At 67.6% G+C, this 25,216-nt stretch carries 16 protein-coding genes; 9 read left to right on the top strand and 7 right to left on the bottom strand.

Annotated features, from left to right (window positions below; translation table 11 throughout):
• Nucleotides 1-244 precede the first annotated feature (244 nt).
• Entirely contained in the window at nucleotides 245-4,210 is a 3,966-nt protein-coding gene (locus CBI38_RS24080) for an IniB N-terminal domain-containing protein (RefSeq protein WP_109332832.1), read from the bottom strand.
• Nucleotides 4,211-4,596: 386 nt separating this feature from the next.
• On the opposite strand from CBI38_RS24080, the gene CBI38_RS24085 reads away from it, so the two are divergent.
• The 5 genes from CBI38_RS24085 (at nucleotide 4,597) to CBI38_RS24105 (ending at nucleotide 12,654) form a co-directional block, all read left to right on the top strand.
• Nucleotides 4,597-6,399, top strand: coding sequence for an Hsp70 family protein (locus CBI38_RS24085; RefSeq protein ID WP_109332840.1), 1,803 nt, complete (start codon nucleotides 4,597-4,599; stop codon nucleotides 6,397-6,399).
• A gap of 9 nt (nucleotides 6,400-6,408) precedes the next feature.
• On the top strand, nucleotides 6,409-8,370 hold the full coding sequence (locus tag CBI38_RS24090; protein WP_109332841.1) for a LuxR C-terminal-related transcriptional regulator: 1,962 nt from the start codon (nucleotides 6,409-6,411) through the stop codon (nucleotides 8,368-8,370).
• A 145-nt stretch (nucleotides 8,371-8,515) separates the two neighbouring features.
• The gene (locus tag CBI38_RS24095; protein WP_109332842.1) at nucleotides 8,516-9,658 is read left to right on the top strand and encodes a hypothetical protein; all 1,143 of its coding nucleotides are present in this window, start codon (nucleotides 8,516-8,518) and stop codon (nucleotides 9,656-9,658) included.
• 112 nt (nucleotides 9,659-9,770) lie between these two features.
• Nucleotides 9,771-11,093 carry a S1 family peptidase gene (locus CBI38_RS24100; RefSeq protein ID WP_109332843.1) on the top strand — a complete coding sequence of 441 codons (1,323 nt, stop codon included), beginning with the start codon at nucleotides 9,771-9,773 and terminating at the stop codon, nucleotides 11,091-11,093.
• A gap of 250 nt (nucleotides 11,094-11,343) precedes the next feature.
• Nucleotides 11,344-12,654, top strand: a complete 1,311-nt coding sequence (locus CBI38_RS24105; RefSeq protein ID WP_109332848.1) for a S1 family peptidase — start codon at nucleotides 11,344-11,346, stop codon at nucleotides 12,652-12,654.
• A gap of 76 nt (nucleotides 12,655-12,730) precedes the next feature.
• Here the strand turns inward: CBI38_RS24105 and CBI38_RS24110 are convergent, their stop codons facing one another.
• The 4 genes from CBI38_RS24110 to CBI38_RS24125 form a co-directional block, all read right to left on the bottom strand.
• Nucleotides 12,731-13,426: a DUF8020 domain-containing protein gene (locus CBI38_RS24110; RefSeq protein ID WP_109332853.1), complete on the bottom strand. Its 696-nt coding sequence runs from the start codon at nucleotides 13,424-13,426 to the stop codon at nucleotides 12,731-12,733.
• Nucleotides 13,423-14,172, bottom strand: coding sequence for a DUF8020 domain-containing protein (locus CBI38_RS24115; RefSeq protein ID WP_109332854.1), 750 nt, complete (start codon nucleotides 14,170-14,172; stop codon nucleotides 13,423-13,425). Before CBI38_RS24115 ends, CBI38_RS24110 begins: the two co-directional genes overlap by 4 nt.
• A 169-nt stretch (nucleotides 14,173-14,341) precedes the next feature.
• Entirely contained in the window at nucleotides 14,342-15,025 is a 684-nt protein-coding gene (locus tag CBI38_RS24120) for a DUF8020 domain-containing protein (protein WP_109332855.1), read from the bottom strand.
• Nucleotides 15,026-15,327: 302 nt separating this feature from the next.
• Complete coding sequence (locus tag CBI38_RS24125) at nucleotides 15,328-15,762, bottom strand: hypothetical protein (protein WP_109332856.1); 435 nt, start codon at nucleotides 15,760-15,762, stop codon at nucleotides 15,328-15,330.
• Nucleotides 15,763-16,395: 633 nt separating this feature from the next.
• Here CBI38_RS24125 and CBI38_RS24130 point away from each other — a divergent pair.
• The 3 genes from CBI38_RS24130 to CBI38_RS24140 all read left to right on the top strand — a co-directional run bounded on the left by CBI38_RS24130 (nucleotide 16,396) and on the right by CBI38_RS24140 (nucleotide 20,353).
• Entirely contained in the window at nucleotides 16,396-19,635 is a 3,240-nt protein-coding gene (locus tag CBI38_RS24130; RefSeq protein WP_109332859.1) for a heterodisulfide reductase-related iron-sulfur binding cluster, read from the top strand.
• A 128-nt stretch (nucleotides 19,636-19,763) separates the two neighbouring features.
• Entirely contained in the window at nucleotides 19,764-20,003 is a 240-nt protein-coding gene (locus tag CBI38_RS39300; RefSeq protein WP_109332862.1) for a hypothetical protein, read from the top strand.
• Nucleotides 20,000-20,353, top strand: coding sequence for a hypothetical protein (locus tag CBI38_RS24140; protein WP_109332863.1), 354 nt, complete (start codon nucleotides 20,000-20,002; stop codon nucleotides 20,351-20,353). Before CBI38_RS39300 ends, CBI38_RS24140 begins: the two co-directional genes overlap by 4 nt.
• A 12-nt stretch (nucleotides 20,354-20,365) precedes the next feature.
• Here the strand turns inward: CBI38_RS24140 and CBI38_RS24145 are convergent, their stop codons facing one another.
• Nucleotides 20,366-22,318, bottom strand: a complete 1,953-nt coding sequence (locus CBI38_RS24145; protein WP_109332864.1) for a prolyl oligopeptidase family serine peptidase — start codon at nucleotides 22,316-22,318, stop codon at nucleotides 20,366-20,368.
• Nucleotides 22,319-22,342: 24 nt separating this feature from the next.
• Nucleotides 22,343-23,743, bottom strand: a complete 1,401-nt coding sequence (locus CBI38_RS24150; protein WP_109332865.1) for a carotenoid oxygenase family protein — start codon at nucleotides 23,741-23,743, stop codon at nucleotides 22,343-22,345.
• A gap of 162 nt (nucleotides 23,744-23,905) precedes the next feature.
• Between CBI38_RS24150 and CBI38_RS24155 the strand changes: the two genes are divergently transcribed.
• On the top strand, nucleotides 23,906-25,168 hold the full coding sequence (locus CBI38_RS24155) for a pyridoxal phosphate-dependent aminotransferase (RefSeq protein ID WP_109332866.1): 1,263 nt from the start codon (nucleotides 23,906-23,908) through the stop codon (nucleotides 25,166-25,168).
• Nucleotides 25,169-25,216 lie beyond the last annotated feature (48 nt).

The raw sequence follows: 25,216 nt of genomic DNA on the forward strand, positions 1-25,216 counted from the left end.
TGTGTTCGACGGCACTGTGCTTGCCGGTGGCACTGTGCTTGGCGGCACTGCTTCTAGCGGCTGCACTGTCCATGAGTTCCGTTGACCCGCAATTCTTCCGACCTCGTGCGCACACCGCGTTCCGATGCACCCACACCCGACTGTGGAATCAGCCCCGTCCGCATAGCGCGTCCGGGGCTGATTTCGTTACATCGTACGGCGGTTCCGGCCGCCCCGTCTGGGGGATGCCGGAACCGCCGTCTCATCACGGTTCGAAGTGATCGACAACGTCCGTGACGTGCTGCGTGGGTGCCACCGAGGAATCGGTGTCGGCGAACAGGGAGCCTTCCGAATCACCGGTCAGGCTCGACTCCGCACCGAAGGCGTCCTGGGCGTCGATCGAGGACCAGGCATTGGAACCCGCATCGACAGTGCCGCCCAGCGTCGACTCGAGGCCGCCGCCGATATCACCGGTGGTGTCGGCCACAGCCCCGCCGACCGCTCCGATGTCAGCCGAACCGCCCGTGGTCGCGTCCGCTTCGGCCGATCCACCGGCCGAAGCGCCACCGTCGATCGCACCGCCCACTCCGGCGGCACCATCGACAGCTCCGTCGAGGGCTCCACCGACCGAGGTGCCGAGCGAACCGAGGCCACCCACGCCACCCGACAGTCCGGCACCGAGGTCGGTCACCGCATCGGTGGTGGCGTCGAGGCCACCGGTGAGACCTGCGGTGGCGTCGACCGCGCTGTCCACGCTGCCTTCGATTCCACCGGCGACGTCGCCACCGATACCGGTCGCGGCGTCCACCGTGCCACCGAGGTTTCCACCGACGTTCGCCGCCGTGTCCAGCGCGCCTTCGACGGTTCCGCCGAGGTTCGCCGCGGTGTCGAGCGCACCGCCGAGGTTGGCGTCGACGTTCGCGCCTGCGTCGGCCACGGCACCGACCGTGGCTCCTGCTTCGCCGACCGCGTCGACGGCACCGTCGACACTTCCGGTCACCGCGGTGCCCAGGCCTGCGCCGGCATCGAAGATTCCGCCGAGACCGCCGGTGAGGCCGCTCGTCAGACCGGCGCCGAGGCCACCGGCCGTCTCCAGGCCGCCGACCAGGTTGGTTCCGAGGTTGCCGCCGAGGTCGGCGCCCGCGTCGGCGACCGCACCGACACCCGCCGCGACTCCGGCACCGATGCCCGCGGCGGTCTCCGCGCCACCGGCGACACCGCCGCCGACAGCTCCACCGACGTTGCCCGTCAGCTCACTACCTGCGTCGACCAGTCCACCGAGGGCACCGTCGATGCCGCCGGTCAGGCCGCCCGCGAGGTCGGTACCCGCGTCGAGGGCACCGTCCAGGGCCCCGCCCACACCGGCAGCAGCGCCGAGTCCGAGGTCGGCATCCAGCGCCGAGTCGAGGTCGAGTCCACCGCCGGCCTCGAGTGCGGTCTCCAATGCGGAGCCGAGCGTGGCGCTGAGGTCACCGTCGGCCCCGAGGACACCACCGAGAGCGGTACCGAGAGTGCTACCGATGCTTCCCTCGCCACCGAGGACGGTGTCGAGGTCCAGAGCGCCGCCGGTTTCGAGTGCGCCACCGAGGACGCCGCCGAGAGCTGCACCCAGATCGGCTCCTGCGCCGCCACCGACACCGAAGGCGCCGCCGAGCAGACCACCGAGATCGGTCACCGCATCGAGGTCGACCCCGCCACCGGCTCCGAGCGCCGCATCGAGTGCTGCGCCGAGGCCGGCGGTGGCGTCACCGTCGACTCCGAGGGCCCCACCGAGTGCACTGCTGATCGTGGTTCCGAGATCCGCACCGCCTTCGAGGATGCCGCCGAGTCCGAGACCGCTCTCCAGGGCACCGCCCAGAACGGCTCCGAGATCCGCACCGGCCTCGCCGCCCAATCCGAGGGCGCCGCTGAGCGCCGTCGTCAGCTCGGAAGTCAGTTCGCCACCGAGTCCGAGGTCACCACCGAGTCCGAGACCCAGATCGCCACCCAGCAGGCCGCCGAGGTCGATGTCCGTCACACCACCGGCGCCGAGTACCGCTTCGAGGGTGCTGCCCAACTCGGTGGCCAGGCCACCGTCGAGCCCGAGCGCACCACCGAGGACCGTGCCGAGCGCGGCATCGAGTCCCAGACCGCTCTCCAGCGCAGCCGACAGGGCGCCACCGAGACCACCCTCGAGATCCAGGGCCCCACCGAGCAGACCACCCAGCGCACCACCGAGGTCGGCACTGACGTCGCCACCGGCACCCAGCACACCACCGAGCAGACCGCTCAACGCACCACCGAGGTCACCATCCGCACCGAGAACCGCACCGAGGTCCAACCCGCCACCGGCACCGAGAACCGCCTCCAAGGCGGTACCCAGGCCAGCGGTCAGATCGCCACCGACACCGAGCTCGCCGCCCAGCAGACCACCGAGAACGGCACCGAGACCACCCTCCGCACCCAGAACCGCGTCCAGGTCCAGGCCACCACCGAGGTCGGCGATCGAACCGAGAGTCGCACCGAGCGCACCACCGAGATCCGCACCGAGGTCACCACCGGCACCGAGAACCCCACCCAGCGCGGTGCTGAGCACACCACCGAGATCCGCACCGAGCACACCGTCCAGCGAACCCGCCACATCACCGAGCAGATCGCCACCCAACAGTCCCTCGAGGTCGATGTCCGTCACACCACCGGCGCCGAGTACCGCTTCGAGGGTGCTGCCCAACTCGGTGGCCAGGCCACCGTCGAGCCCGAGCGCACCACCGAGGACCGTGCCGAGCGCGGCATCGAGTCCCAGACCGCTCTCCAGCGCAGCCGACAGGGCGCCACCGAGACCACCCTCGAGATCCAAGGCGCCACCGAGCAGACCACCCAGCGCACCACCGAGGTCGGCACTGACGTCGCCACCGGCACCCAGCACACCACCGAGCAGACCGCTCAACGCACCACCGAGGTCACCATCCGCACCGAGAACCGCACCGAGGTCCAACCCGCCACCGGCACCGAGAACCGCCTCCAAGGCGGTACCCAGGCCAGCGGTCAGATCGCCACCGACACCGAGCTCGCCGCCCAGCAGACCACCGAGAACGGCACCGAGACCACCCTCCGCACCCAGAACCGCGTCCAGGTCCAGGCCACCACCGAGGTCGGCGATCGAACCGAGAGTCGCACCGAGCGCACCACCGAGATCCGCACCGAGCACACCACCGGCACCGAGAACCCCACCCAGCGCGGTGCTGAGCACACCACCGAGATCCGCACCGAGCACACCGTCCAGCGAACCCGCCACATCACCGAGCAGATCGCCACCCAGCAGCCCCTCGAGCGTCGCGCCGAGGCCACCGCCCGCACCGATCGCCGCATCGAGGGCACCGCCGAGAGCGCCGCCGAGACCGGCGTCCACTCCGAGCACACCACCGAGCGTCGAACCGAGTGCGCCACCGATGTCCAGTCCGCCGCCGATGCCGGCCAGGATGTCACCGCCGAGGTCGCCGCTCACGTCACCGACCACACCGAGGACCGCGCCGAGGGCAGCACCCACCTCGGCACCCAGGTCGCCGCCGATGGCCAGCGCCGGAGCGAGGATCGCGGTCAGTCCACCGGTCAGATCGATCGCCGGGACCGCGGAGACAGCTGCTGTCAGAGCAGCGGCCAGCTGGGCGGTGATCTCGCCGCCGAGGCCGAGGAAGCCGTCGAGTGCACCGCTGATGACGCCGCCGATGTCGAAGGCGCTATCGAGGTCGAGGCCACCGGTGAGAGACAGCGCAGCGTCGAGCGCCGCACCGAGTGCTGCACCGAGCTGCGCACCGATCTCGCCGCCGATCTCGAGCGCCGCACCGAGTGCAGCACTCAAGGCTGCGGTCAGTTCTGCCGCGAAGTCGAAGTCGCCGCCGAGACCGGCGCCGAGGCCGAGGCCGGCACCCGCTCCGACGCCTACTGCACCGCCGAGGCCGCCACCGAGTCCGAGGCCACCGCCCAGGCCACCGCCGATTCCGGCACCGATCCCACCGGCGACGTCACCGACGACGCCGGTACCGGCATTGACGATGGCAGCCAGGTCGGCTCCGCCGCCCGCGAACAGTCCGGACTCGGCCACCATCGGGGCGACGGACACGATGTCGGCGTGGGTCACACCCTCCAGGCCTGCGGCGCACAGTGCGTCCGTCGGGTTGGCGCAGTAAGCGGCAGCAGCCTGCTCGTCGCGAAGAAGGCCGAGGATGAACTCGAGGACGGCGTTGGTAGCCATGGCAATCTCTCCTGTGGTCGAGGATCGGGGAGTTCGGGTGGCCACCACAACAGCTGTGACGGCGAGTGAAACTCACGCTATGGATCGGCGGCCCCCTTCCCAACGGGGAGCGGCCCCCCACTCCTGCACCCCTCGATCGGGGATGCCCCCTCAGGGGGAACCGGCACCTCGTTAGGGGGTAGGGGGCCGTTAGGGGATCGTCCCCGTCATGTGCGGCAACCTGCACTGTCGACGTAACGAAACAGCCATTGCACGCGACAAGCCGGGTAACGACACGACGACGGTGCCGTCTGAGAACACGACGGCGGTGCCGTCTAAGAGACACGACGGCGGTGCCGTCCAAGAGACACGGCGGCGCCCGCCCGCCCGGACCACAGGAGTGGAACATGGCTGCAGCGCTCGGCATCGGTGTCGGATCGGTCAATACGGTGGCCGCAGTCGACGCGGACGGGACGGGTGTTGCGGAGGCCTCGGACCTCACCGTCCTGTCACGGGCCAGCATTCTCCACCTCTCCCCCGATCGGGCACCGATCCTCGGCACCGACCCTGAGGAGCCGGGCGCCATCGCGGTCTCCGATTTCGCGAACCGTGTCGGGGATCCGGTGGGGATACTCGCCGACGACGGCTCGACCTACTCGGGCGAGGACCTCGTCGCTACCGCGGTCAGCTGTATCGTGCACGAAGCCGCATCGGGCAGACACGGGATGCCGACCACGGTGGTCACCCACCCCACTGCCTGGTCGCCGTACACGGTCGGTGTGCTGGCGTCGGCGCTGGAACAAGCCGGTGTCGCGGACGCCACCCTGGTATCCGAAGCGCAAGCCGTGACGGCGTGGCTCGAGCGAACCCGTGGCGCGCTCCGCGACGCGTTGACAGTGATCTACGACCTCGGTGGCACCTCCCTCGACATCACCTTGTTCCGTTCCACCGAGAACGGTGAGGGTGCCGGTGTGCTCGGTAAGCCGGTCCGCTCCGAAGACTTCGGTGGCGCACATTTCGACCACGCCACCATGCAGTACGTGCTGGGTAACGTGGCCGAGCAGTTCGGGGACATCGATCCGTTCGCTCCGGACACCGTGGCCGCACTGACCCTGCTGCGCGCCCGCTGCACCGCCGCGAAGGAGGCTCTTTCCTCCGACACGGAGGCCATTATCAGTATCGAGCTTCCCGGAGTCTCCACGGACGTGCGGCTGGTGCGTTCCGAACTCGAGGACCTCATTCGCGAACCCCTTCAGGAATCGGTGACGCTCGTCCGCGAGAGCATCCACGCTGCCGGCCTCGAGTCCAGCGACATCACCCAGGTGGTACTCACCGGGGGAAGTGCCGCCATTCCGCTGGTCGCCGAGCTGTTGTCCGCGGAACTGCGCGTCCCGGTGATCGCCGCGGAACGTCCGGCGCACACCGCCGCGCTCGGTGCGGCCCTACTCGCGGGCGAGCGCAATGCCGGACGCGCCGCCGCCCCGACCGTCGCGCGGATGCCTGCAGTCGTGCCCGTCGCCGCGCCCGCCGCTGCGGCCGTTCCGGTCGCTCACGTCGACTCCGACGCCGAGACCGTCGCCTTCACACGAACACCGGCACCGGTCCTCGCCGATCCCCCACCCACTGGAATGTCCAGGAAGAAGAAGGCCGGCATCATCGCGGCGTCCGCGGCGGCGATCGTGCTACTCGGCGCCGGCGGACTCTCGCTCGGCACCGCGTTGACCGCCCCGACGGCCGAGTCGGACTCGGCCACCTCCCAGTTGTCGAGCACCTCGGGCGGCTCGGCGACGACCTCCGGCACCCCCGCCGAGGCGGCCGCCCCCGGCACGTCGGCAGCGGCAGATCCCGGTGCAGCAGCCGGTGTCGCGGCGACGGGCGTGCCCGGAACCGCCGCTGGTGTCGCCACTCCGGTAGCAGCACCCGGAGCCCCGGCTGCGCCGCCGGCACCGGTCGGACCGGCCCCCGTCCCGGCCGCCCCCGGCGCTCAACCCGCCGCGCCGGCACCGGCTCCCGCACCTGCCCCCGCGCCGGCACCAGCACCAGCACCGGCTCCCGCCCCGGCGCCCGCGCCGGCACCTGTCCCTGTCCAGCCGGACGGCGGCGAAATCGCGAATTCCTTCATAGAGGGAGCGCAGATCGTCGGAGGGTACATACCGACGGCGCCTCAGCAATTACCTGTGCCCAACTTTCCATCCGGCAACGGCGGATAGGGACCGCCGGTGTCCACACGGCCTCCGTCGCCTGCACCCGCCACCCACCGCGACCTCGCGTCGCTCGATGCTTCCCAGCTGTCGGTACTCGGATTGCTGCTGCTCGGGAACGACCCCGACGAGATCGTGGTCGCCGCCGTCCTCGACATCGAACCCGACTCCGCACGCAGTGCGATCGAGGTGTTGCGCGCGGACGGTTTCGTCGACGAACGTGACACCCTCGTCGAGCCGCATCGCCGCCGCCTCGCTGGTGTCCTCGGCGAGAAGCGCGTACACGCGTTGGCTCGCCGCCTGCTCACCCATCATGTCGCCGCGGGTACGCTCACCCTCCCCGTCGCCCGGGCAGTGGCCAAGACGGGTGTCCGCAGTAGCGAGTTGTCCGAATTCCTCTGCAGCCGAGCACAACTGGCCGACCCGTCCGAGGCGGTGTCGCTGTACGGCGACGCCGAACGCGTCGGCCGGCTCGACGACGCCGCCGTTCTCGGTTACGCGGAGGCCTGTGCACTCAGTGGCGACCTCGACACGGCCGTGGGTCTCGCCGATTCGGTACTCGAGCGGTCGGCCTCCGTCAGTGATGCGGATCTGGCTGCTGCCGTGCGCGTGTCGGCCGCCGGAGCCGCCTACTGCGGGATGATCGACCGCAGTGCCGAGTTGTACGCCTGGCTGGGCCCGAACCGGGTGGGTTCGGACGCCTCCGTCGCCGCCTCCGTTCTGGTCGTGGCCGGCCGGCTCGACGAGGCGCAATCCGTCCTCGCCGCGAGCGCCGGTGCGCCACCGACCGCCACTACTGCCGGTGCCGCCCTCGTCGCAACCGGGCTCGTGCACTCGGTGACCGGTTCCGCGAATGCGGCACTGAACTCCCTCACCCGAGCGCTGTCGTTGCCGGGCCGCGCCGCGCGGCCCCGCGTGCTGCCCGACTCCCCAGCCGCGATCACGGCTCTGGCCGCCCTCCATTGCGGTGAACTCGCCCACGCGGAAGCCGTGCTCGCTCGTGCCCGGGAGAGCGACCGGCCCGGAAGTGTCACCGCGAATCGACACCACCTCCTGACGGCGTGGACGTCCATGGTGCGCGGTGACCTCCCGTCGGCGCAGGCCCGGCTCGATTCGCTCGACGTCGACACCATGCACCAGCGTGATCTTCTGTTCGTCCACGGCTTGCGGGTCGGTTTGGCACGGCGGACCGGCGACAACGCCGCACTGTTGCAGGCGTGGGCCGGAGCGCAGGGGGTTCTCGCCGAGTATTCGGTGGACCTTTTGAGCTTGCTACCCCTCGGTGAGCTGTGGCTGACGTCGATCCGGGTGGGCGAGGCGGCCCGCATCACCCATCTGGTCGAGGATGCGCAGTCGCTGGTACGCACTCTCGGCGAACCCGCCATGTGGGCGTCGGCCCTGCACTGGTACGGCGTCCAGGCCTCGATCCTGGCCGAATGCCCCGCCGATCTCATCCCGCACGCGCGGGCCCTCGGTGAAGCTTCGAAGGTCAGCGCCTACGCCGCCGGCCTCGCCGGTGCCGGGCGGGCCTGGTTGCGGGTGCTGCAGGGCGATATCGATGTCGCAGCCGTCGAGGACGCTGCCCGGACCCTCGACCGGATCGGACTTCCCTGGGATGGTGCGCGCCTGGCCGGAGAGGCCGCGCTGCGCGCCTCCGACACCAGGGTGGCCACCGCGTTGCTCCAGGTGGCGCGGGCCCTCCGCCAGCCGGCAGCGACAGCGACAGGTGCGGAGCCCGCGACAGTTGCCGGTCCGAGTGCGCCGGGCACCCTCACCGACCGCGAAGCCGAGGTGGCCGAGCTGCTCGTCCAGGGATTGACGTACAGGGAGATCGGAAGCCGGTTGTACATCTCCGCCAAGACGATCGAACATCACGTGGCACGGATTCGGCGGCGCCTCGGCGCCGAGTCGCGGTCGGAGCTGCTGTCGATGCTGCGGGCCATGGGACATGGGACCACGTCGGACACCGCACGCTCCTGACGCCGGGACCGGTGTAACCATTCGACCTCGTCGGGCGACACACTGTGCAATGGTGCGGTGACGCACCTCATGTAATAGTGCGGTGACGCACCCATGTAATGGTGCGGTGACGCACCCACGTCCGTGCGCCCAGTAAGGATCTGCGATGACCACCGGAGTCGGACTCACCGTCGGCCATTCGGTCTCCACTGCGGTGGTGACCGCCTCGGGCACCGATGTGAGAACGATCGAGCATCCGTCCGTCCTGTTCACCGCTCCGGACGGCACGGTGCAGCTCGGTGACCCCGGTACGGAGTCGACGGGGTCGGTGCAGGATTTCCTCGCCCGAGTCGGCGAGCCTGCCGGGATCGAGTACGCGGGCACGCTCACCCGGGCGGAAGATCTCGTCGCCACCGCCATGTTCTGTCTCTTCCGCGAGGCCGCCGAGGGGCTGACGGGGACGGTGAAGGTGACCGCCACCCACCCGTCGGACTGGGCTGCGGACACGGTGACGAAGCTCCGCGAATCTCTCGACTACATGGGGCTGCAGGAGGCGACCCTCGTCGCAGAGTCGGTGGCGTTGGCCGCCTCGGACGAGTCCCCGGCCCACGGCGCGGCCCTGCTTGCCGCCGGCTTGGCATTGACTCCCGACGACACCCAGGCCGACACCGAGTCGATCCCGGTGATCGCACCTCCCGTGCACACCGCGTACTCCGCCGTCGCAGATGTGCCCGCTGTCGTCGCAGCGCCGGTCGTCGCAGGTTCGGCCGCGGACCCGTCGGTCGCCACCGGGCCGGCCGCTGTGCCGACCGGCTTCACCCCGCCGGTACCCGCCGCGAAGCGCACCACCCGCAGACCGTTGATCTTCGCCGGCGCCGCCGCAGCCGCACTGATCGCCATCGGTGGTGCGGTGGCCTTCGCCCTCACCGACACCGGCAGCACGGCCGTTCCCGTCATCCAGGACGCCCAGACCGCGTCGCTGCTGCCGTCGTCGACAACGACGGTTGTGAAGGCGCCGGTCATGTTTCCCACTGCCGTTTCCGAGGAGGCGCCGGCGACCACCGACGTCGCCCCGCCCCCGTTTACGGCGGTCGAGCCGACACCGGTGGCGACGACGTCACAGTTCGTGCCACCGCCCCCGCCGCCGCCGGTCATCACGCTTCCGCCCATCACCATCGTGACGACGACGGCACCGACGACGACGGTGACCACGGAGCCGACTACGACCACACCGACTACGACGGAGACGTCTACGGAGTCGGTCACGACGACGACCACGACCACGACGGTGGCGGGAGCGGCCGAGTAGAGGCTTCGGTCACACCTCAGCGACATGTTTATGCGTTCGTAGCCTAAGGTGGGGCGCTGATACCCACCCAGAAGGAATCCCTCGACATCGGGTTCCGTGCAGAAGGGATTTCATGCGTAACGTGCTGGCGCACCGCGCCGCTGTAGTAGGCGCCTCGGCGATGCTTCTCCTCTTTCCGTTCTCGACCGCCGCCCAGGCAGACCCCGTTACGCAGCCCGACAGCACAACTCAGCTGAGTGCGGACGCGTTGCCCGCCGAACTCGTCGAAGCGATCACCCGCGATCTGAAGATCAGCCCGCAGGAGTACCTCGACCGCGCCGCGAAGGCTCAGGAGCTGGGTAGCTACGCCCAGGATTTCCGAGCCGAGCACCCGGACGGTTTCGCCGGTGCCTGGATCGGTCTCGACGGACAGCCCGTCGTTGCGGTCACCACCACGGAGGCTGCCGCGAAGGCGGCTGAGGCCGGGTATACGACGCGCATCGCGCCAGTCTCCGCGAACGGCCTCGAGAAGACTCTTTCCGACGTGAACGGCTGGATCGCGGGCCTCCCCAAGGATGTCGCCTCGCAGATCAACTCCGCGTCGATCGACGTACTCGAGAACCGCGTCGTCATCGACGTCGTCAATTCACCCATCGGTCAGGCGCTCAACCTGCCGACCCTGCTCGCCAACGTCAAGGTCATGCTGAGCCCCGGCGGTGGCGGTCCGGTCGAGAGGGGCCCCCTCGGCGGCGACACCTACATAACGACGGTGGGTGAACTTCCGAAGACGCCGATCGGCGAGATTTCCGTCTGCTCCCTCGGTTTCAACGGAGTCGACGACAGCGGTCAGTCGTACAACATCAGCGCAGGCCACTGCAATCCTGCGGAAGGCCAGCCGTCGCCCGTATTCCTCCCGAATCACCAGAACGTCGACGACAGCCAGCAAATCGGGGCGTTCTCCCACTCCTCTGTGGGTAACCCCGCAGACAAGCTGGACTACTCGCTCATCAAGCTCAACGACGCCGGCGTTCAGGCCGGCCTCGACCGTCCCACGATCCGCGGCGCGAACGGCACCGCACTGCAGATCACGGGCACTGCCCGGCCCGTCGTGGGTGCCCCGATCTGCAAGTCGGGACAGACTTCGTCCTTCACGTGTGGTGTGGTGGCCGCCGACCACGTCGAGACGCAGCTGTTCATGGCCGATGGCAGCAATCGCGTGATCAACGGGTTCGCCGGCACCGCCTGCACGCTCGCCGGCGACAGCGGCGGCGCCATCGTCACCGGAACGCTTGCGCTGGGAATCACCAGTGGATCCAACGCCAGTGGGGCGCCGAACTGCACCGAGGCCAACCTGGTCCTGGCCCCCGAGGGCGGCACGGCCAACCTCGGGATACCGGTGGCGGACATCGTCACGGCAGCGGGTTCCGGCCTGCAGGTCCGCACCAACGCCGACTAGTTCCTCTGTTCTTCCACCTCGCCCGGTATCCGTCACTCGGATGCCGGGCGAGGTCGTTTTCGCGGTCCGGGGCTCGAGTCGGATTGTGTGTGTGCCCGTCGGCCGATCGGCCGCAGCCGACAGTGTTACAGGTGGGATTAGACGGCCGGAACCCATATAGTCGACTCCGACTGTGTACGGCCCCACCCGCGGGGGCCGTATTCGTATGCGCCGCGAGCGCCTGCGAACAAACGAACTGAGAAAGGCCCCTATGCGTAGCTCCATCGCACGTCGTGCCGCCGTGTTCGGCTCGGCAGCGCTGCTGCTCCTCGGTCCCGTGACCGCCTCCGCCCAGGCTGATCCGGTCGAACCCGAAGTCTCCGATCAAGCTGCGGCGCTTCCGGTCGAACTGATCGACGCGATCCAGCGTGACCTCGCGTTGAGCCCGGACCAGTACCTGGAGCATGCGGAGCTGGGTCAGAAACTCGCCGAGTTCGCCAAGATCGCCCGCATCCAGTTCCCGGACGCCTTCGCCGGTACCTGGCTCGATGACGCAGGCAACGCCATCGTCGGTGTGGCCGACGGCGCCGACGAGGATGCTGCGGTGGCCGCCGCCCAAGGGGCAGGCTTCCAGGTCAAGGACGTGGCCCAGAGTGAGAGCAGCCTGCAGGCGCAGCTGAAGACCCTCGACGGCTGGCTCGACACGCAGCCGCCCGCGGTCGCCGACCTCGTTCGCGGTGTCACCATCGACATTGTCAACAACGGCTTGGTTCTCCGCGCCGACAACGCAGGTGGCTTGCAACTTCCCGACTTCCTGCAGGGGGCACGGGTGGTGCAGTCACCGGCCACCGCAGCCCCGCAGCCGTCTACCGACCTCGCACCGATCGCAGAGGTCATGCCCGCCGACGCCCTGCTGGGCGGCGACGCCTACGGGTCGCTGGGTGGTGGCATCGGTCTGCGCTGCTCGCTCGGTTTCAACGGCACCGACAACTCGGGTGGACCGGTGAACATCACAGCCGGACACTGCGACCCCAACCTCGCCGCCGCCGGTACCGCCGACGCGTCCGAGGCGTTCGCGCTCGCCACGGGCGGGACGGGTCCGCGCGTGGGCACCTTCGCCAAGACGAGTCTCGACATCCACGATTACGCGATCATCCGTGCCGACGCGGGCGCTGCGCACCGGTTCGAGAACAACGGTGTCCGGGTACCCGGCGCCGCTCCTCTGGCGATCACAGGAACAGCTGACCCCGTCGTCGGTGCTCCCGTCTGCAAGTCCGGTCTCACCACCGGCTACACCTGCGGTGTGGTGAAGGCCGTCGGCCAGACCGTCACGGTGGGTGAACGCACCCTGGCAGACAGCTTCTCGACGAGCATGTGTGCGTTGCAGGGCGACAGCGGTGGCACCATCGTCACCGGCACTCAGGCCCTGGGCATCTCCAGCGCGTCTAACGTGGGCCAGTACCCCGTGTGCCAGGTCGCGGACGTCGTCACCTTCGTCCTTGGCGAAAGTCCCGAGTTGTTCGCCACCCCGATCAATGCGATTCTCGCGGAGAACCCGGGTCTGCGCGTGCGCACGTCGTAACACTCGGCACAAGACATACGACTACGGCCCGTCTCCTCGAGGAGACGGGCCGTAGTCGTATGTCGGTCGTGGTAAGTCAGGCGGTCGGCGCAGGCGGCACGAAGGGCGTATTGACGGTCACGAGGTACTGGATGCCGAGGATCGCCAAAGCGGCACCACCGACGACGATGGTTCCGACGAGGCCCCCAGCGGCGAAACCTGCCATCAAGCCGCCGAGGCAGCCGACCGGTGCGCCGACGAGTGTCACCGCGAAGAGCCCGCACCCCACGACCAGACCCACGACCCCGAAGACGACGCCGAAGATCAGGCCACCGATCAGGGTGGCGTATCCGAGGTAACTGTTGAAGTCGGCCAGTGCCTTGTCATCGCGTTCGTCCTGCGTGTCGAAACCCTCGTCGGCCACGGACTTCAGCGACTGCGCGACATCGGCAGGCACGCGGGGCGTGAGACGCAGGGTCCGCTCCGCGAGGTCGACGTCGATCGGATAGACCGCCTCTCCCACACGAATGGTGAGCGGAAGCGCGGCGACGACGGTGCCACCCTCGTCCACCACCTCCACCGCGTCCTCGGAGTCGGTGATGCGGAACGTTCCCGCGTCGATGGAGGTGACGACGGATGTGCCCTCGGCGTGGGCCGCGTACCCGATGTCCGGTGAGTCGACGGTCGGAACCGGCGCCGCGTGTGTGGTCCCTGCCGAGATCGCGAGCGCTGCCACGACCAGGATCGCGCCGCTGGTGACGGTGCGCAGAGAACCGGCGAAACGGCCGCTCATGCGGCCGGAGCCGGAGCGGCGGGGGGAACGAAGGGGCTGTTGATGGTGTTGAAGTACTGAATCCCGAGCACGACGAGGGCGCCGCCGCCCACCACGATGGTGCCGGCGAGTGCGACCACGGGCGCGACGATCAGGGCACCGCCGATGCATCCGGCAACCGGGCCGGCCAGTCCGAGGAAGGGAATCACCAGGGCGGCTGTGCCTGGGATGACGCCGATCGCGCAGCCGATGCCACCACCGATGATCGCCGCGACGATGGCCGTGATGGCCGTCGTGATTCCCAATTGCTGCTGGAAGTCGTCGAGCGCCCGCTTGTCGCGCTCAGCTTTGTCCTGCGGCGCGGCGACATCGTTCAGAGTCAGTCGTTCCGCGACAGGAACGGCGGTCGCGGCCGCGGGATCCATGTTGGGGACCAGCCGAAGGACCTTCGCGGAGTGGTCGACGGCAACCTCGAACGGGTGCTGCAGGTCGTCGACCCGGAAGAAGGTCGGAATGGAGGCCACCACGGCGCCCCCGTCATCGACCACGTCGACCGTGTCATTCGCGGCGTTGATCGAGAAGGATCCCGCGTCGACGGTCGCCACAGCCGCGTCTCCGTCACGCGCGGTCTGGTAGTTGATGTTCGGGACGCCCTGCTGCGCGGCCGGCGCCGGTCCCGGCGCGGGCTCGGCGGCCGACGGCGCAGCTGCCAGGGCCATCGCCGCGACGACGAGCATGGAAGTGGCGGTAAACCTTCGAAGAATCATCGAGATCCGTTTCAATGAGCGCAGCGATGGGACGCACGAAGGGTAGCCTAAGCATTCCCCGGATCGCCTAGTCGGCTCAGTAGGTGTGATCGAGTTCACTCAACGAAAGGGAACCGCCCGCCCTCCAGGTGACAGAGGGCGGGCGGCGAGAAGAGGGGACGGACGCCTCCTACTTCACCCACTTCGTGGTGCCGGGAGGCGCGTTCAGCGTGTTGATCAGATCGATGCCCGCGACTACCAGCGTGGGACCACCGACGACAATCGTGCCGATAATGGCGCCGATTCCGGCTCCGGTCACACCGAACGGCAGGCATCCGAACACCGCGACGGGAGTGCCGATAGCGCATCCGACGGCGAATCCGAGGATTCCGCCGACGATCGTGCCGCCGAGACTCCCGACCGTGGTGGCAATTCCCAATTGCTGCTGAAAGGCCGATTGAGCTCGGGTGTTCTCGTCGATCGAAGCGACGTCGTGCAGCGCGATAGCCTCGATCCGGTCGTCGGGAGCGACGGGCGTGGCTTCGGCCTTGTCGACGCTCGGTGTCAGTCGGAGCGTCTTACCGTCTTCGGTAATCTCCTCCTCGAACGGAAACTCGAGCCCATCGAAGCGGTACGCAAGAGGAAGCGACACTACGGTTGCCCCGCCTGCATCCTTGATCGCCACCGACTTCCCGTCCGAGGAGAGCTCGAACACGCCGGCATCGAGTGTGGTCACGACGGCGCGGTCCTCGACGTGCGCCTCGTACCCGATATCGTCGCGAGATTCTGCCGGGTCCGCGACCGCTACCCCTGAGCCCGTCGCCAGGACACCAACCAATAGAGCCGATGTCGTAACGAAACGACGCAACTTCATTCCATCCCCTTAGAGTTTCAACCCCATCCATAAAGGACAGTAACGTGCGCCTGTGACAGATCCCAATTCAGGCACTGTTCGATAAAATCGTGCAATCCGGCAATGCCGATACCGAGTAAGGAATCGACGACCATTCACAAGAATGGAAGCCCGGCCAGTCGCCTTTTACCGAGCACGCATTCAGATAATCTCCAGCAAACAGACCAGGGGACGGTTTCGTTGTGGGGCAGCTCTCCGAGCCCGGGCAGCGAACAGCCCCGCCGTGGACGAGCCACGACGGGGCTGAAGCAGGGAGACCGGGACTACTTGTCGCGGTCCGCGTAGATGGAGGTGCCGGGAGCGGCGTTATACGTCTCCCACAGTTGGTACGCACTCACGCCCAGCGTGGGGCCGCCGGCGACGATCGTCCCGACCACCCCGCCAATCCCAGCACCGGTCACTAGACCAGGAAGGCACGCGGGCAACGTTGCTACACAGCCGATTCCAGCGCCGGCCATGGTTCCGACCAAGCTCCCGACGGTGACCGCGATACCGACCTGTGTACCGAACTGAGCGAAGGCCCGGTCGTTCTCCTCGCGGGAGGCGACGTCGTGGAACGGTAGCGACGACACTGCCGGTGCGCTCGACACCGGCGCGGAAGCGGGCCCCGCAACGGGTTCCGCTTGGGAAACTCCAGCAGCTGAGACGATGGCCAGTGCCGCCATTCCCGCTGTGGCTGCAGCTTTTCTCACGATCATGGATGCCTCTTTCAGGAACGTCCCGACGGAAGTACTGGAAACCCGTGTTCTGGAAAACCGTGTTCTGGATCGGATTGCGCGCTGAGCCCTCCCCGCACGACCCGGGGTAGAGCCGGAAAACACGCTCAGAGTAACAGCGCAGTCACGACCGATACGTTCAAAAAAGGAAACTCGTTACCGGTCCCATATTACCGACGGGTAATGACCGGTGTTTCGTAATTCAGTCGAATGACAAATGCCGCCAGTCGTTGAAACTCCGCCCGAAAGACCAAACAAAACTGCAGCGATTGTTATTCGATTGCAACGCCATCGCATCGCCTCCGTGACAGCGGCCGCCGGCGAGGCCCCGCAGAAGGGCCACCGAGTCCGCATTTCTGCACACCCTGAAAGTGAAGTTAGGACGACCTTGGGAGCGGGGTCACTTTTCGACCACCTAACGTGACTTTCAGTTACGTCCGGTCGGTGCTTCCTCTCACACCGATTGGACACCCCGAAGGTGCTGGTAAACCGCCGAAAAACACTAGTTACCGGTCAGTAGGATGCTAGAGTTACTGACGGGTAACTTACGACGGGTTACGATCTTGAGCATTCCCGTGGTGGCCCCCGCGCCGCCCTGAAACGAAAGGCCGCGACATGAATGCCCTGACGATCACGTTGGGCACCATCGGCGTGCTGTTGAGCCTCGTGTGTTGGTTCGCCTTCATCGGTGGCGTGCTGAAGACGGTGAGCATCGTCCGCCTGGGCCAACCGGCACCCGACCGCTGGCGACCCTTCCTTCCCCGCTTCAAGCAGATGTGCGTCGAGTTCATCGCCCACACCCGCATGGCCAAGTTCCGCACGGTCGGCTGGGCCCACTGGCTGGTCATGGTCGGTTTCATGCTGGGTGCGGTCGTCTGGTTCGAGGCTTACGGCCAGACCTTCGACCCGGCTTTCCACTGGCCGCTCGTCGGTAACACCGCCGTCTACCACTTCATCGACGAGGTCCTTGGCCTCGGCACGGTCATCGGTATCACCACCCTGATCGTGATCCGGCAGCTTAACCACCCGCGCAGGCCGGAGCGGCTGTCCCGATTCGCGGGCTCGAACTTCCGCGCGGCGTACTTCGTCGAGGCGGTCGTCCTCATCGAGGGTCTCGGCATGATCTTCGTCAAGGCCGGAAAGATCGCCACCTACGGGCATGCCAACGCGTGGACCGACTTCTTCACGATGAACCTGGCAAAGCTGCTGCCCGCTAGCCCCAATCTGGTGGCGGTCTTCGCGTTCGTCAAGCTGATGTCGGGCATGATCTGGCTGTACATCGTCGGCCGCAACATCACCTGGGGTGTCGCCTGGCACCGGTTCGCGGCCTTCTTCAACATTTACTTCAAGCGTGAGGACGAAGGCGGCGTCGCCCTCGGTGCGGCCAAGCCCATGATGTCCGGCGGCAAGCCGATCAACATGGAGGATGCCGATCCCGACAACGACACGTTCGGCGCCGGCAGCATCGAGGACTTCTCGTGGAAGGGCTGGCTCGACTTCAGCACCTGCACCGAGTGCGGCCGCTGCCAGTCGCAGTGCCCCGCCTGGAACACCGGCAAGCCGCTGTCGCCGAAGCTCCTCATCACGTCGCTGCGCGACCACGGGTCGGCGAAGGCCCCGTACCTGCTGGCCGGTGGCCGCAAGGACATGGGCGGCGACGAGATCGGGCTGGTCGACGGCGACGGCGGCGTGGACGAGGCGAAGCTCTCCGCCATCCCGGAGAGTGCCCGCCGTGAGGCGGAGCGCAAGCTTGTCGGCGAAACCGTCGAGGGCGAGTTGGCGCCGGTCATCGACTCCGAGGTTTTGTGGTCGTGCACCAACTGCGGTGCGTGTGTCGAGCAGTGCCCGGTGGACATCGAGCACGTCGATCACATCATCGACATGCGCCGTTACCAGGTGCTGATCGAGTCGGAGTTCCCCTCCGAGCTCGCCGGACTCTTCAAGAACCTCGAAAACAAGGGCAATCCCTGGGGTCAGAACGCCAAGGACCGTCTCAACTGGATCAGCGAGATGGACTTCGACATCCCGGTCTACGGCCAGGATGCGGACAGTTTCGAGGACTACGAGTACCTGTTCTGGGTCGGCTGCGCCGGCGCCTACGAGGACCGCGCGAAGAAGACCACGAAGGCCGTTGCCGAATTGCTTGCCACGGCGGGCGTCAAGTTCATGGTTCTCGGCGCCGAGGAAACCTGCACCGGCGACTCCGCTCGGCGTGCCGGCAACGAGTTCCTGTTCCAGCAGCTGGCCATGCAGAACATCGAAACGCTGAATTCGGTGTTCGACGGCGTCGAGCAGAACAAGCGCAAGATCGTCGTCACCTGCGCCCACTGCTTCAACGCCCTGGGCAACGAGTACCCACAGGTCGGTGGACAGTACGAGGTGGTTCACCACACTCAGCTGCTCAACCGCCTGGTCCGCCAGAAGAAGCTGATCCCCGTCGCCTCGGTCGGCGAGGACGTCACCTACCACGACCCCTGCTTCCTCGGCCGTCACAACAAGGTGTACGACGCCCCACGTGAACTCATGGAGGCGTCCGGCGCGAAGCTCAAGGAGATGCCGCGGCACGGCGAGCGTTCGATGTGCTGTGGTGCCGGTGGTGCCCGCATGTGGATGGAAGAGAACATCGGCAAGCGCATCAACGTCGACCGGGTGGACGAGGCACTGAGCACCGCAACCACCAAGATCGCAACCGGTTGCCCGTTCTGCCGGGTCATGCTCAACGACGGTGTCACCGCGCGCCAGGAGTCCGGTCAGGGTGAAGGCGTCGAGGTCGTGGACGTCGCCCAGCTGATGTTGTCGTCCATCACGCGTCTCGACGCGGACAAGCTGGCCGAGAACATCAAGGTGATCCCTCGTGAGAAGCCGGCCGAGCCGCAGAAGCCGGTGGAGCCGGTGAAAGACGAGGCGAAGGCCGAGGTCGTCGAGAAGGAGCGGGTCCGGGAGATCGAGGAGGCGGCCGACTCTCCGGCCGCCAAGCAGGCTCCCGCCGGTAAGGGCTTGGCAATGAAGGGCCTGGCCAAGGCGCCCGGCGCCACAGCACCTGGGGCGAAGGCTCCCGGCAAGGGGCTCGGCATGGCAGGCGGAGCCAAGGCGCCCGGCGCGAAGAAGACCGCAGCGCCGGCGACCGAGAGCGCCGAGGCACCTGCCGCAGAGGCTCCCAAGCCCAAGGGCCTGGGACTCGCCGGCGGGGCCAAGGCTCCCGGTGGCAAGGGTCTGCAGATGAAGGGGGCCGGAAAGGCGCCCGGTGCCAAGGCCGCTGCTCCTGCTGCCGGCACTTCGGCGCCGTCCGACGCTCCCGCCGAGGCAGCCCCGACCTCCGCGGCACCCAAGCCGAAGGGACTCGGACTCGCCTCCGGAGCCAAGGCACCGGGCGGCAAGGGCCTGCAGATGAAGGGCAAGGCGAAGGCGCCTGGCGCCAAGGCCGACGCCGCTCCGACGGCCGATTCTGCACCGGCACCGGCTGCCGAACCCGAGGCACCTTCGACCGCCGAAGCACCTGCCACCGCCGAGGCACCTGTCAGCGAGGCGCCGAAGGCTCCCCCGGCCCCGAAGGCCGGCGGGCTCGGTTTCAAGGGCGGCGCCAAGGCCCCGGGCGCCCGTCGCGCAGCCGCTCCCAAGGCCGCCGCTCCCGATGCCGCTGCTCCCCAGGCACCGGCAGACGAGACGGACACCGCCGCAGCGTCCGAGGCTGAAGCCGTGAAGACGGCAGCGACGAAGGTCGACGCCGTCGACACAGCCCAAGATTCGGCGTCGAACGGTGACGGATCGAACGGCCAGACGCCGGCGCCGCCGAAGGCGAAGCCGGGTGGGCTCGGCTTCAAGTCCGGAGCCAAGGCACCGGGTCGCAAGAGCTAGCTCCACTCAGCACGACAACCAGCGCCCCCACCGGACACGGTGGGGGCGCTGTTTTCGCGGTGTGACCGCCTGATTCGCGTCAGCGACCGGGGGTAACCGACTCTCGTGTCCGCGAGGAAGGAGTCGACATGGCCACGTGTGAGACCTGCGGAAACGAATATGACAAAACATTCACGGTGACCCGGGGTGATCGATCTGCCACCTTCGACAGCTTCGAGTGCGCGATCTCGGCGATGGCACCCGAATGCTCGCATTGCGGGTGCCGGATCATCGGTCACGGCGTCGAGGTAGAGGAAGTGATGTTCTGTTGCGCCCATTGCGCGGGCGCCGCAGGACACAGCGAGCCGGTCGATCGGGTCGCTCGATGACGACGGACGAAAGTCGCGACACCGATCGCACCTTTCGAAGTGCCGCCACGTTCACGTTGTCGGTACTCGGTGCCGCACTGCTGACAATGGTGGTGGCACTCGTGTGGATGTCGACGCAATCCGGGGACTGCACGGACTCGATGATGGAGTGCGCCGGAGACGAAAAGTACCTTCTCGTCTTCGGCCCTCCTCTCGTGCTACTCCTCGGCGGTGTCACGGCCTTCGTCCGCACATATCAGGTGTGGCGTGCCGGGGGCAGATGGTTCGTCTGGCAGGGCGCCGGCTGGATGTTGTTCGTGCTCATGCTGATCTATGCCGCCGCGTCGTCGCGCGCCCTGCTCGACGTCTGACCGGCCGCAGTCTTACTGCTCCGCGTCCGGACGCCAGAGTTCGAGCCGCGGAATGTCGGGCGGTTCGAATCCGAGCACCTGACCGTAGAACGAGAGCTCGGCGTTGCGCGAACTGATCAACGTGGCGAGTCTGCGGAACCCGTGCGACTCGCCCTCGTACGCGAGGTAGGCGTGGGGTATGCCCTTGGCGACGAGCGCATCCCGGAATCGCTCCGCCTGCGACGGCGGGACGATCGGGTCGTCGAGTCCCTGGAGCAACAGGACCGGGCAGTTCAGTCCGTCGACGTTGTTCAAGGGCGCACGCTCGGCGTAGAGGTCGGCCGATTCGGGGAGCGGTCCGATCAACCCGTCGATATACCGGGACTCGAAGTCGTGTGTCTCCTTGACGAAACCGTCCAGCTCGGCCACACCGTAATAGGATGCCCCGCAGGCGAACACGTCGGAGGTGGTCAGCGCCGCCAGCACGGTCCAGCCGCCGGCGGAACCGCCCTCGATGGCGAGCCTGCGCGGATCCGCCAGTCCGGCGTCGGCCAGACCGGTCACCGCCGTGACCACGTCTTCGACGTCGACCACACCCCACTGGCCTCGGAGCCGGTTCCGGTACTCACGCCCGTATCCGGTGGACCCGCCGTAGTTCACATCGACGACACCGATTCCGCGACTGGTGAAGAACGCGAACACCGGATTGAGGGTCGGTGTCACGCGGGAGGTGGGCCCACCGTGAACGAACGCCACGTACGGCGGCAGCTCGCCGTCCATGCCGCTGTACAGCGGGTGACGTGGCGGGTAGGCGATCACGTGCACCTCCCTCTCGGGACCCTGGAAGGTCAACTGCTGCGCCTCGGGGAGGTACGCGGCCTCGGGGAGCTCGGTGACGGACAGGCGGACGGTGCGGAGTGCGCCGGTGTCGAGGTCGAGCTCGCGTAGGCCCGACGGAGCTTTCGCGCCCCCGGTGAGCAGCAATAGGCGATTCCCCTTGCGGTCGGACAAGCCGACCGTGGTGAGGCCCTCTAGGGGGATGTCCGTCAGGGAGCCCGTGTCCGGATCGAGCACCGCCAGGGTGTCGGTCCCGAAGGTACGGACGGTGAGCAGGGTGCCGTCTTCACGTCGGGTGTGCCAGCGCGCGCCCAGCATCCACAGCGGGCCACCGAAATCTGCGTCCAGAGGGCACAGCGCCACGGGGTCCGCACCGTCGGTGCCGAGGCGGTACATGTTCCACCAACCACTGCGGTCGCTCACGACGTGGAGCTCGTCCACTCCCACCCATTCGGGCTGCAGCACCGATTCCTCGGGTCCACCGAGAAGTGTCCTCACCTCGCCGACCGCGCGGCCACCGGCAAGGTCCACAACCCTGAGCTCAGTACCGTCCCAGGGCATTTGAGGGTGGTTCCACGCGATCCACGCGAGGTGACGTCGGTCGGGAGACAGTCGCGGATACGCGAGGAAGTCGGACCCGGCCACGACGGACCGCACACGATCGGGGGCGTCCGCGCCCGACCCGTCCAGAGGAACCACGCAGATGTCGCGGGTGACGCCGCCCTCGGTGTCGTGCATTTCCCGCACCGCCCATACCGCTCCGTCGACGACCGACAGGTCGCCGTAACGCAAGGAGCACGGCTGCGGCGGATCAGGGGTCAGGGGTACGGGCGTCGCACCTTCGAGGAGGTAGAGCCGTTGATCACCGAACTCGGCGAACACGAGATGGCCGGAGTCGGTCACCGTCCAGGCGCCACCGCCGTATTCGTGTACCCGTGTCCGCGCGTTCCACGGAGCAGGCAGCACGTCTTCCGGCTCGTCGTCCAGCCCGAGACGGCGCACGGCGACACGCCCACCTTCGCTGGGGCGCAGCTCCGACCACCACACGTCGTCACCGACGTACCGGCCGCCCTCAACGGGGTGGCCGCTGGACGCGAGGTCCGCCGCCGCGATCGGAGAGGGCCAGGAGCCGTAGGGCGCAGAAGTCATTGGCCGAGGATATTCCGCCTCACCTCACTGCGCAGGCAGCCACGCCCCGTGAAGTCCTGCAGGCACTCGGATAGGCAACCGCACCTTGGCCATCGGCCCGGATCCGGGGTCTTCGGCGGGAAGCACGAAGAACCACGACGACATGTCGTTCCGGTCGGTGCCGATCATCCCCCAGTATTCGTGCTGGGCGCCCGGCATGAAGATCGGTTCGCCCACCGACACACTGCCCGGGTCCCAGTGACACTGCGTGCCGCGGACGGTGTCGAAGAACCACAACGAATCCTGCCTGCCCCGGCTGACGTCGAGCTTGCCGACGGTGGCGATCGCGCGATGCGGTGCGGCGAGTTCGCGGTCGTCGACTCGGGGGAACTCGACGTCGCGGTCGGACATGACGTCCTTCGTCAGGTGTCCGCTCTCGGGGTCGATGACGACGCGCACCAGTGACCCGGTGGAGGGCGCCGGCGCCTTGGCGAACCCACCGGGGTACGTCCACTCCACATAGTCGACGGATACCCTTCCGTCGGGCAGATCGAAGGCATTGGCAAAGTGCCACACCCAGTACGCATCACACGTCAGCCAGCGCACGCGGCCGCCATCGCGTGGTATCAGCGCGATACGTGTTCCCTTCTCGGGCCGCCAGTCGAGCACCGAACCACCGGTCAAAACCGCGGCCATGTCGAAGACGAGCGGGCACAGCATCAACACGATGTACCGACGCGTCAGGGCCATGTCGTGGATCATCAACGGCGTGTCCACGCCGTCGACCGCCGTCGGCGGGCGGGCCGCCGACCCGTCAGCGGCCACCACCGACCAGGTGAGATACGGGGCTTCGAGCATGTAGTTGAACAGCACCATCTCGCCGGTCACCGGGTCGATCTTGGGGTGGGCGGTGCTCCCCACGGACATCGCGCCGTCGCAGTTGTCCGGTCCGAGCGTGCTCAGGTCCTCGGGATTCAACCGGTACGGCAGACTGGTCTCGGCCATTGCCAGCAGTCGCCCGCTGTGCCGCACCACGTTGATGTCCGGTAGTTCGCGCGGTCTGCCGGCGAGTTCGGGCCCCACCTCCTCCACGCCGGGCGTGTACAGGTCGGTGACGCCCGGCCAGATGACGTGCCCCGCCTTCTCCTCCGCCTCCACCATCGGCGTGCGGACGAATCGATTGGTGTATCGGGCAGTGCCGCCGGTCACTTCGACGCGGTGCACCATGCCGTCGCCGTCGAGGGGATAGATATAGCTGCCGATCGGATCGAAGCGCGGATTCGGTCCGTTGCGGAGGTAGGCACCCTGAAGATCGCCGGGCAGTTCGCCGATCACGTCGAGGCCACCCACGTCCACCTCCTCGCGCTGGGGCTCGAATACGCCCGTGAGATGGCTGTGATGCACGACGTCGACGGGTGCGGGACGGGTGAATTCCGGTGCGGACATCTTTCTCGTGCCTCCCGGTGACTGTGGGCGTCGGCCGAATCGGACCTCTTGTCGAGGGTACGGTGACCTTCCTCACATGTGCCTGCTTTTTCGCGGGTCGACCACCTCCGACCAGGGCGCTCGTACCGACCAGTAGAAATCGAGTTGCCCGGGGGTGGGAGAATGGCGGTCGTGAGCAACCCAGACCACGGCCATCACCGCACACCGCCACGCACACTGGAGCAGTCCACCAAGCTCCAGAACGTGCTGTACGAGATTCGTGGACCGGTACACGCCCACGCCGCCCGGCTCGAGGCGGAGGGGCATCGGATCCTCAAGCTCAACATCGGCAACCCCGCGCCGTTCGGTTTCGACGCGCCCGACGTGATCATGCGCGACATGATCGCGGCGCTCCCCTATGCGCAGGGTTACTCCGAGTCGAAGGGCATCCTGTCGGCCCGTCGGGCGATCGTCACCCGCTACGAACTGGTGCCCGGCTTTCCCGAGCTCGATGTCGACGACATCTACCTGGGTAACGGTGTCTCCGAGCTCATCACCATGACGATGCAGGCCCTGCTCGACAACGGTGACGAGGTGCTGATTCCCGCACCGGACTACCCGCTGTGGACGGCCATGACCAGCCTGGCCGGCGGCACTCCCGTCCACTACCTCTGCGACGAGGGCAACGACTGGAACCCCGACATCGCGGACATCGAGTCGAAGATCACCGAGAAGACCAAAGCGCTGCTGGTCATCAACCCGAACAATCCCACGGGTGCGGTGTACTCGATGGAGGTGCTGCAGCAACTCGTCGACCTGGCGCGCAAGCATCACCTGCTGCTGCTGGCGGACGAGATCTACGACAAGATCCTCTACGACGACGCCAAGCACATTTCGCTGGCCACGCTCGCGCCCGACCTACTGTGCCTGACGTTCAACGGCCTGTCGAAGGCGTACCGGGTGGCGGGTTACCGCTCCGGTTGGGTCGCCGTCACCGGTCCCAAGGCGCATGCTGCGGGCTTCCTCGAGGGGCTGGACCTGCTGGCATCGACCCGGCTGTGCCCCAACGTTCCGGGTCAGCACGCCATCCAGGTGGCGCTCGGCGGTCACCAGAGCATCGAAGATCTGATCCTGCCCGGCGGGCGACTGCTCGAGCAGCGGGACGTGGCGTGGGAGCGGCTCAACATGATCCCCGGGGTCTCCTGCGTCAAGCCTCGAGGTGCGCTGTACGCGTTCCCCCGTCTGGACCCCAACGTGTACGAGATTTACGACGACGAGAAGCTGGTCCAGGACCTTTTGCTGCAGGAGAAGATCCTGATGGTGCAGGGCACGGGGTTCAATTGGCCGGACCACGACCATCTGCGGATCGTGACATTGCCGTGGGCCCGCGATCTCGCTGTGGCCATCGAGCGGTTCGGTAATTTCCTCACGAGCTACAAGCAGTAGGATCGAGGCACAGCAAGCGACACGCGCGTCGCTTGCGTGTCTTCCGGG

Origin of the sequence: Rhodococcus oxybenzonivorans, from assembly GCF_003130705.1 — a bacterium.
GTDB classification, from domain to species: domain Bacteria; phylum Actinomycetota; class Actinomycetes; order Mycobacteriales; family Mycobacteriaceae; genus Rhodococcus_F; species Rhodococcus_F oxybenzonivorans.

What these genes read in the sequence shown, in the direction of transcription:
- CBI38_RS24080 (WP_109332832.1), bottom strand. Translation starts at nt 4,210, where the DNA reads ATGGCTACCAACGCCGTCCTCGAGTTCATCCTCGGCCTTCTTCGCGAC.
- CBI38_RS24085 (WP_109332840.1), top strand. Translation starts at nt 4,597, where the DNA reads ATGGCTGCAGCGCTCGGCATCGGTGTCGGATCGGTCAATACGGTGGCC.
- CBI38_RS24095 (WP_109332842.1), top strand. Translation starts at nt 8,516, where the DNA reads ATGACCACCGGAGTCGGACTCACCGTCGGCCATTCGGTCTCCACTGCG.
- CBI38_RS24100 (WP_109332843.1), top strand. Translation starts at nt 9,771, where the DNA reads ATGCGTAACGTGCTGGCGCACCGCGCCGCTGTAGTAGGCGCCTCGGCG.
- CBI38_RS24105 (WP_109332848.1), top strand. Translation starts at nt 11,344, where the DNA reads ATGCGTAGCTCCATCGCACGTCGTGCCGCCGTGTTCGGCTCGGCAGCG.
- CBI38_RS24110 (WP_109332853.1), bottom strand. Translation starts at nt 13,426, where the DNA reads ATGAGCGGCCGTTTCGCCGGTTCTCTGCGCACCGTCACCAGCGGCGCG.
- CBI38_RS24115 (WP_109332854.1), bottom strand. Translation starts at nt 14,172, where the DNA reads ATGATTCTTCGAAGGTTTACCGCCACTTCCATGCTCGTCGTCGCGGCG.
- CBI38_RS24120 (WP_109332855.1), bottom strand. Translation starts at nt 15,025, where the DNA reads ATGAAGTTGCGTCGTTTCGTTACGACATCGGCTCTATTGGTTGGTGTC.
- CBI38_RS24125 (WP_109332856.1), bottom strand. Translation starts at nt 15,762, where the DNA reads ATGATCGTGAGAAAAGCTGCAGCCACAGCGGGAATGGCGGCACTGGCC.
- CBI38_RS24130 (WP_109332859.1), top strand. Translation starts at nt 16,396, where the DNA reads ATGAATGCCCTGACGATCACGTTGGGCACCATCGGCGTGCTGTTGAGC.
- CBI38_RS39300 (WP_109332862.1), top strand. Translation starts at nt 19,764, where the DNA reads ATGGCCACGTGTGAGACCTGCGGAAACGAATATGACAAAACATTCACG.
- CBI38_RS24140 (WP_109332863.1), top strand. Translation starts at nt 20,000, where the DNA reads ATGACGACGGACGAAAGTCGCGACACCGATCGCACCTTTCGAAGTGCC.
- CBI38_RS24145 (WP_109332864.1), bottom strand. Translation starts at nt 22,318, where the DNA reads ATGACTTCTGCGCCCTACGGCTCCTGGCCCTCTCCGATCGCGGCGGCG.
- CBI38_RS24150 (WP_109332865.1), bottom strand. Translation starts at nt 23,743, where the DNA reads ATGTCCGCACCGGAATTCACCCGTCCCGCACCCGTCGACGTCGTGCAT.
- CBI38_RS24155 (WP_109332866.1), top strand. Translation starts at nt 23,906, where the DNA reads ATGGCGGTCGTGAGCAACCCAGACCACGGCCATCACCGCACACCGCCA.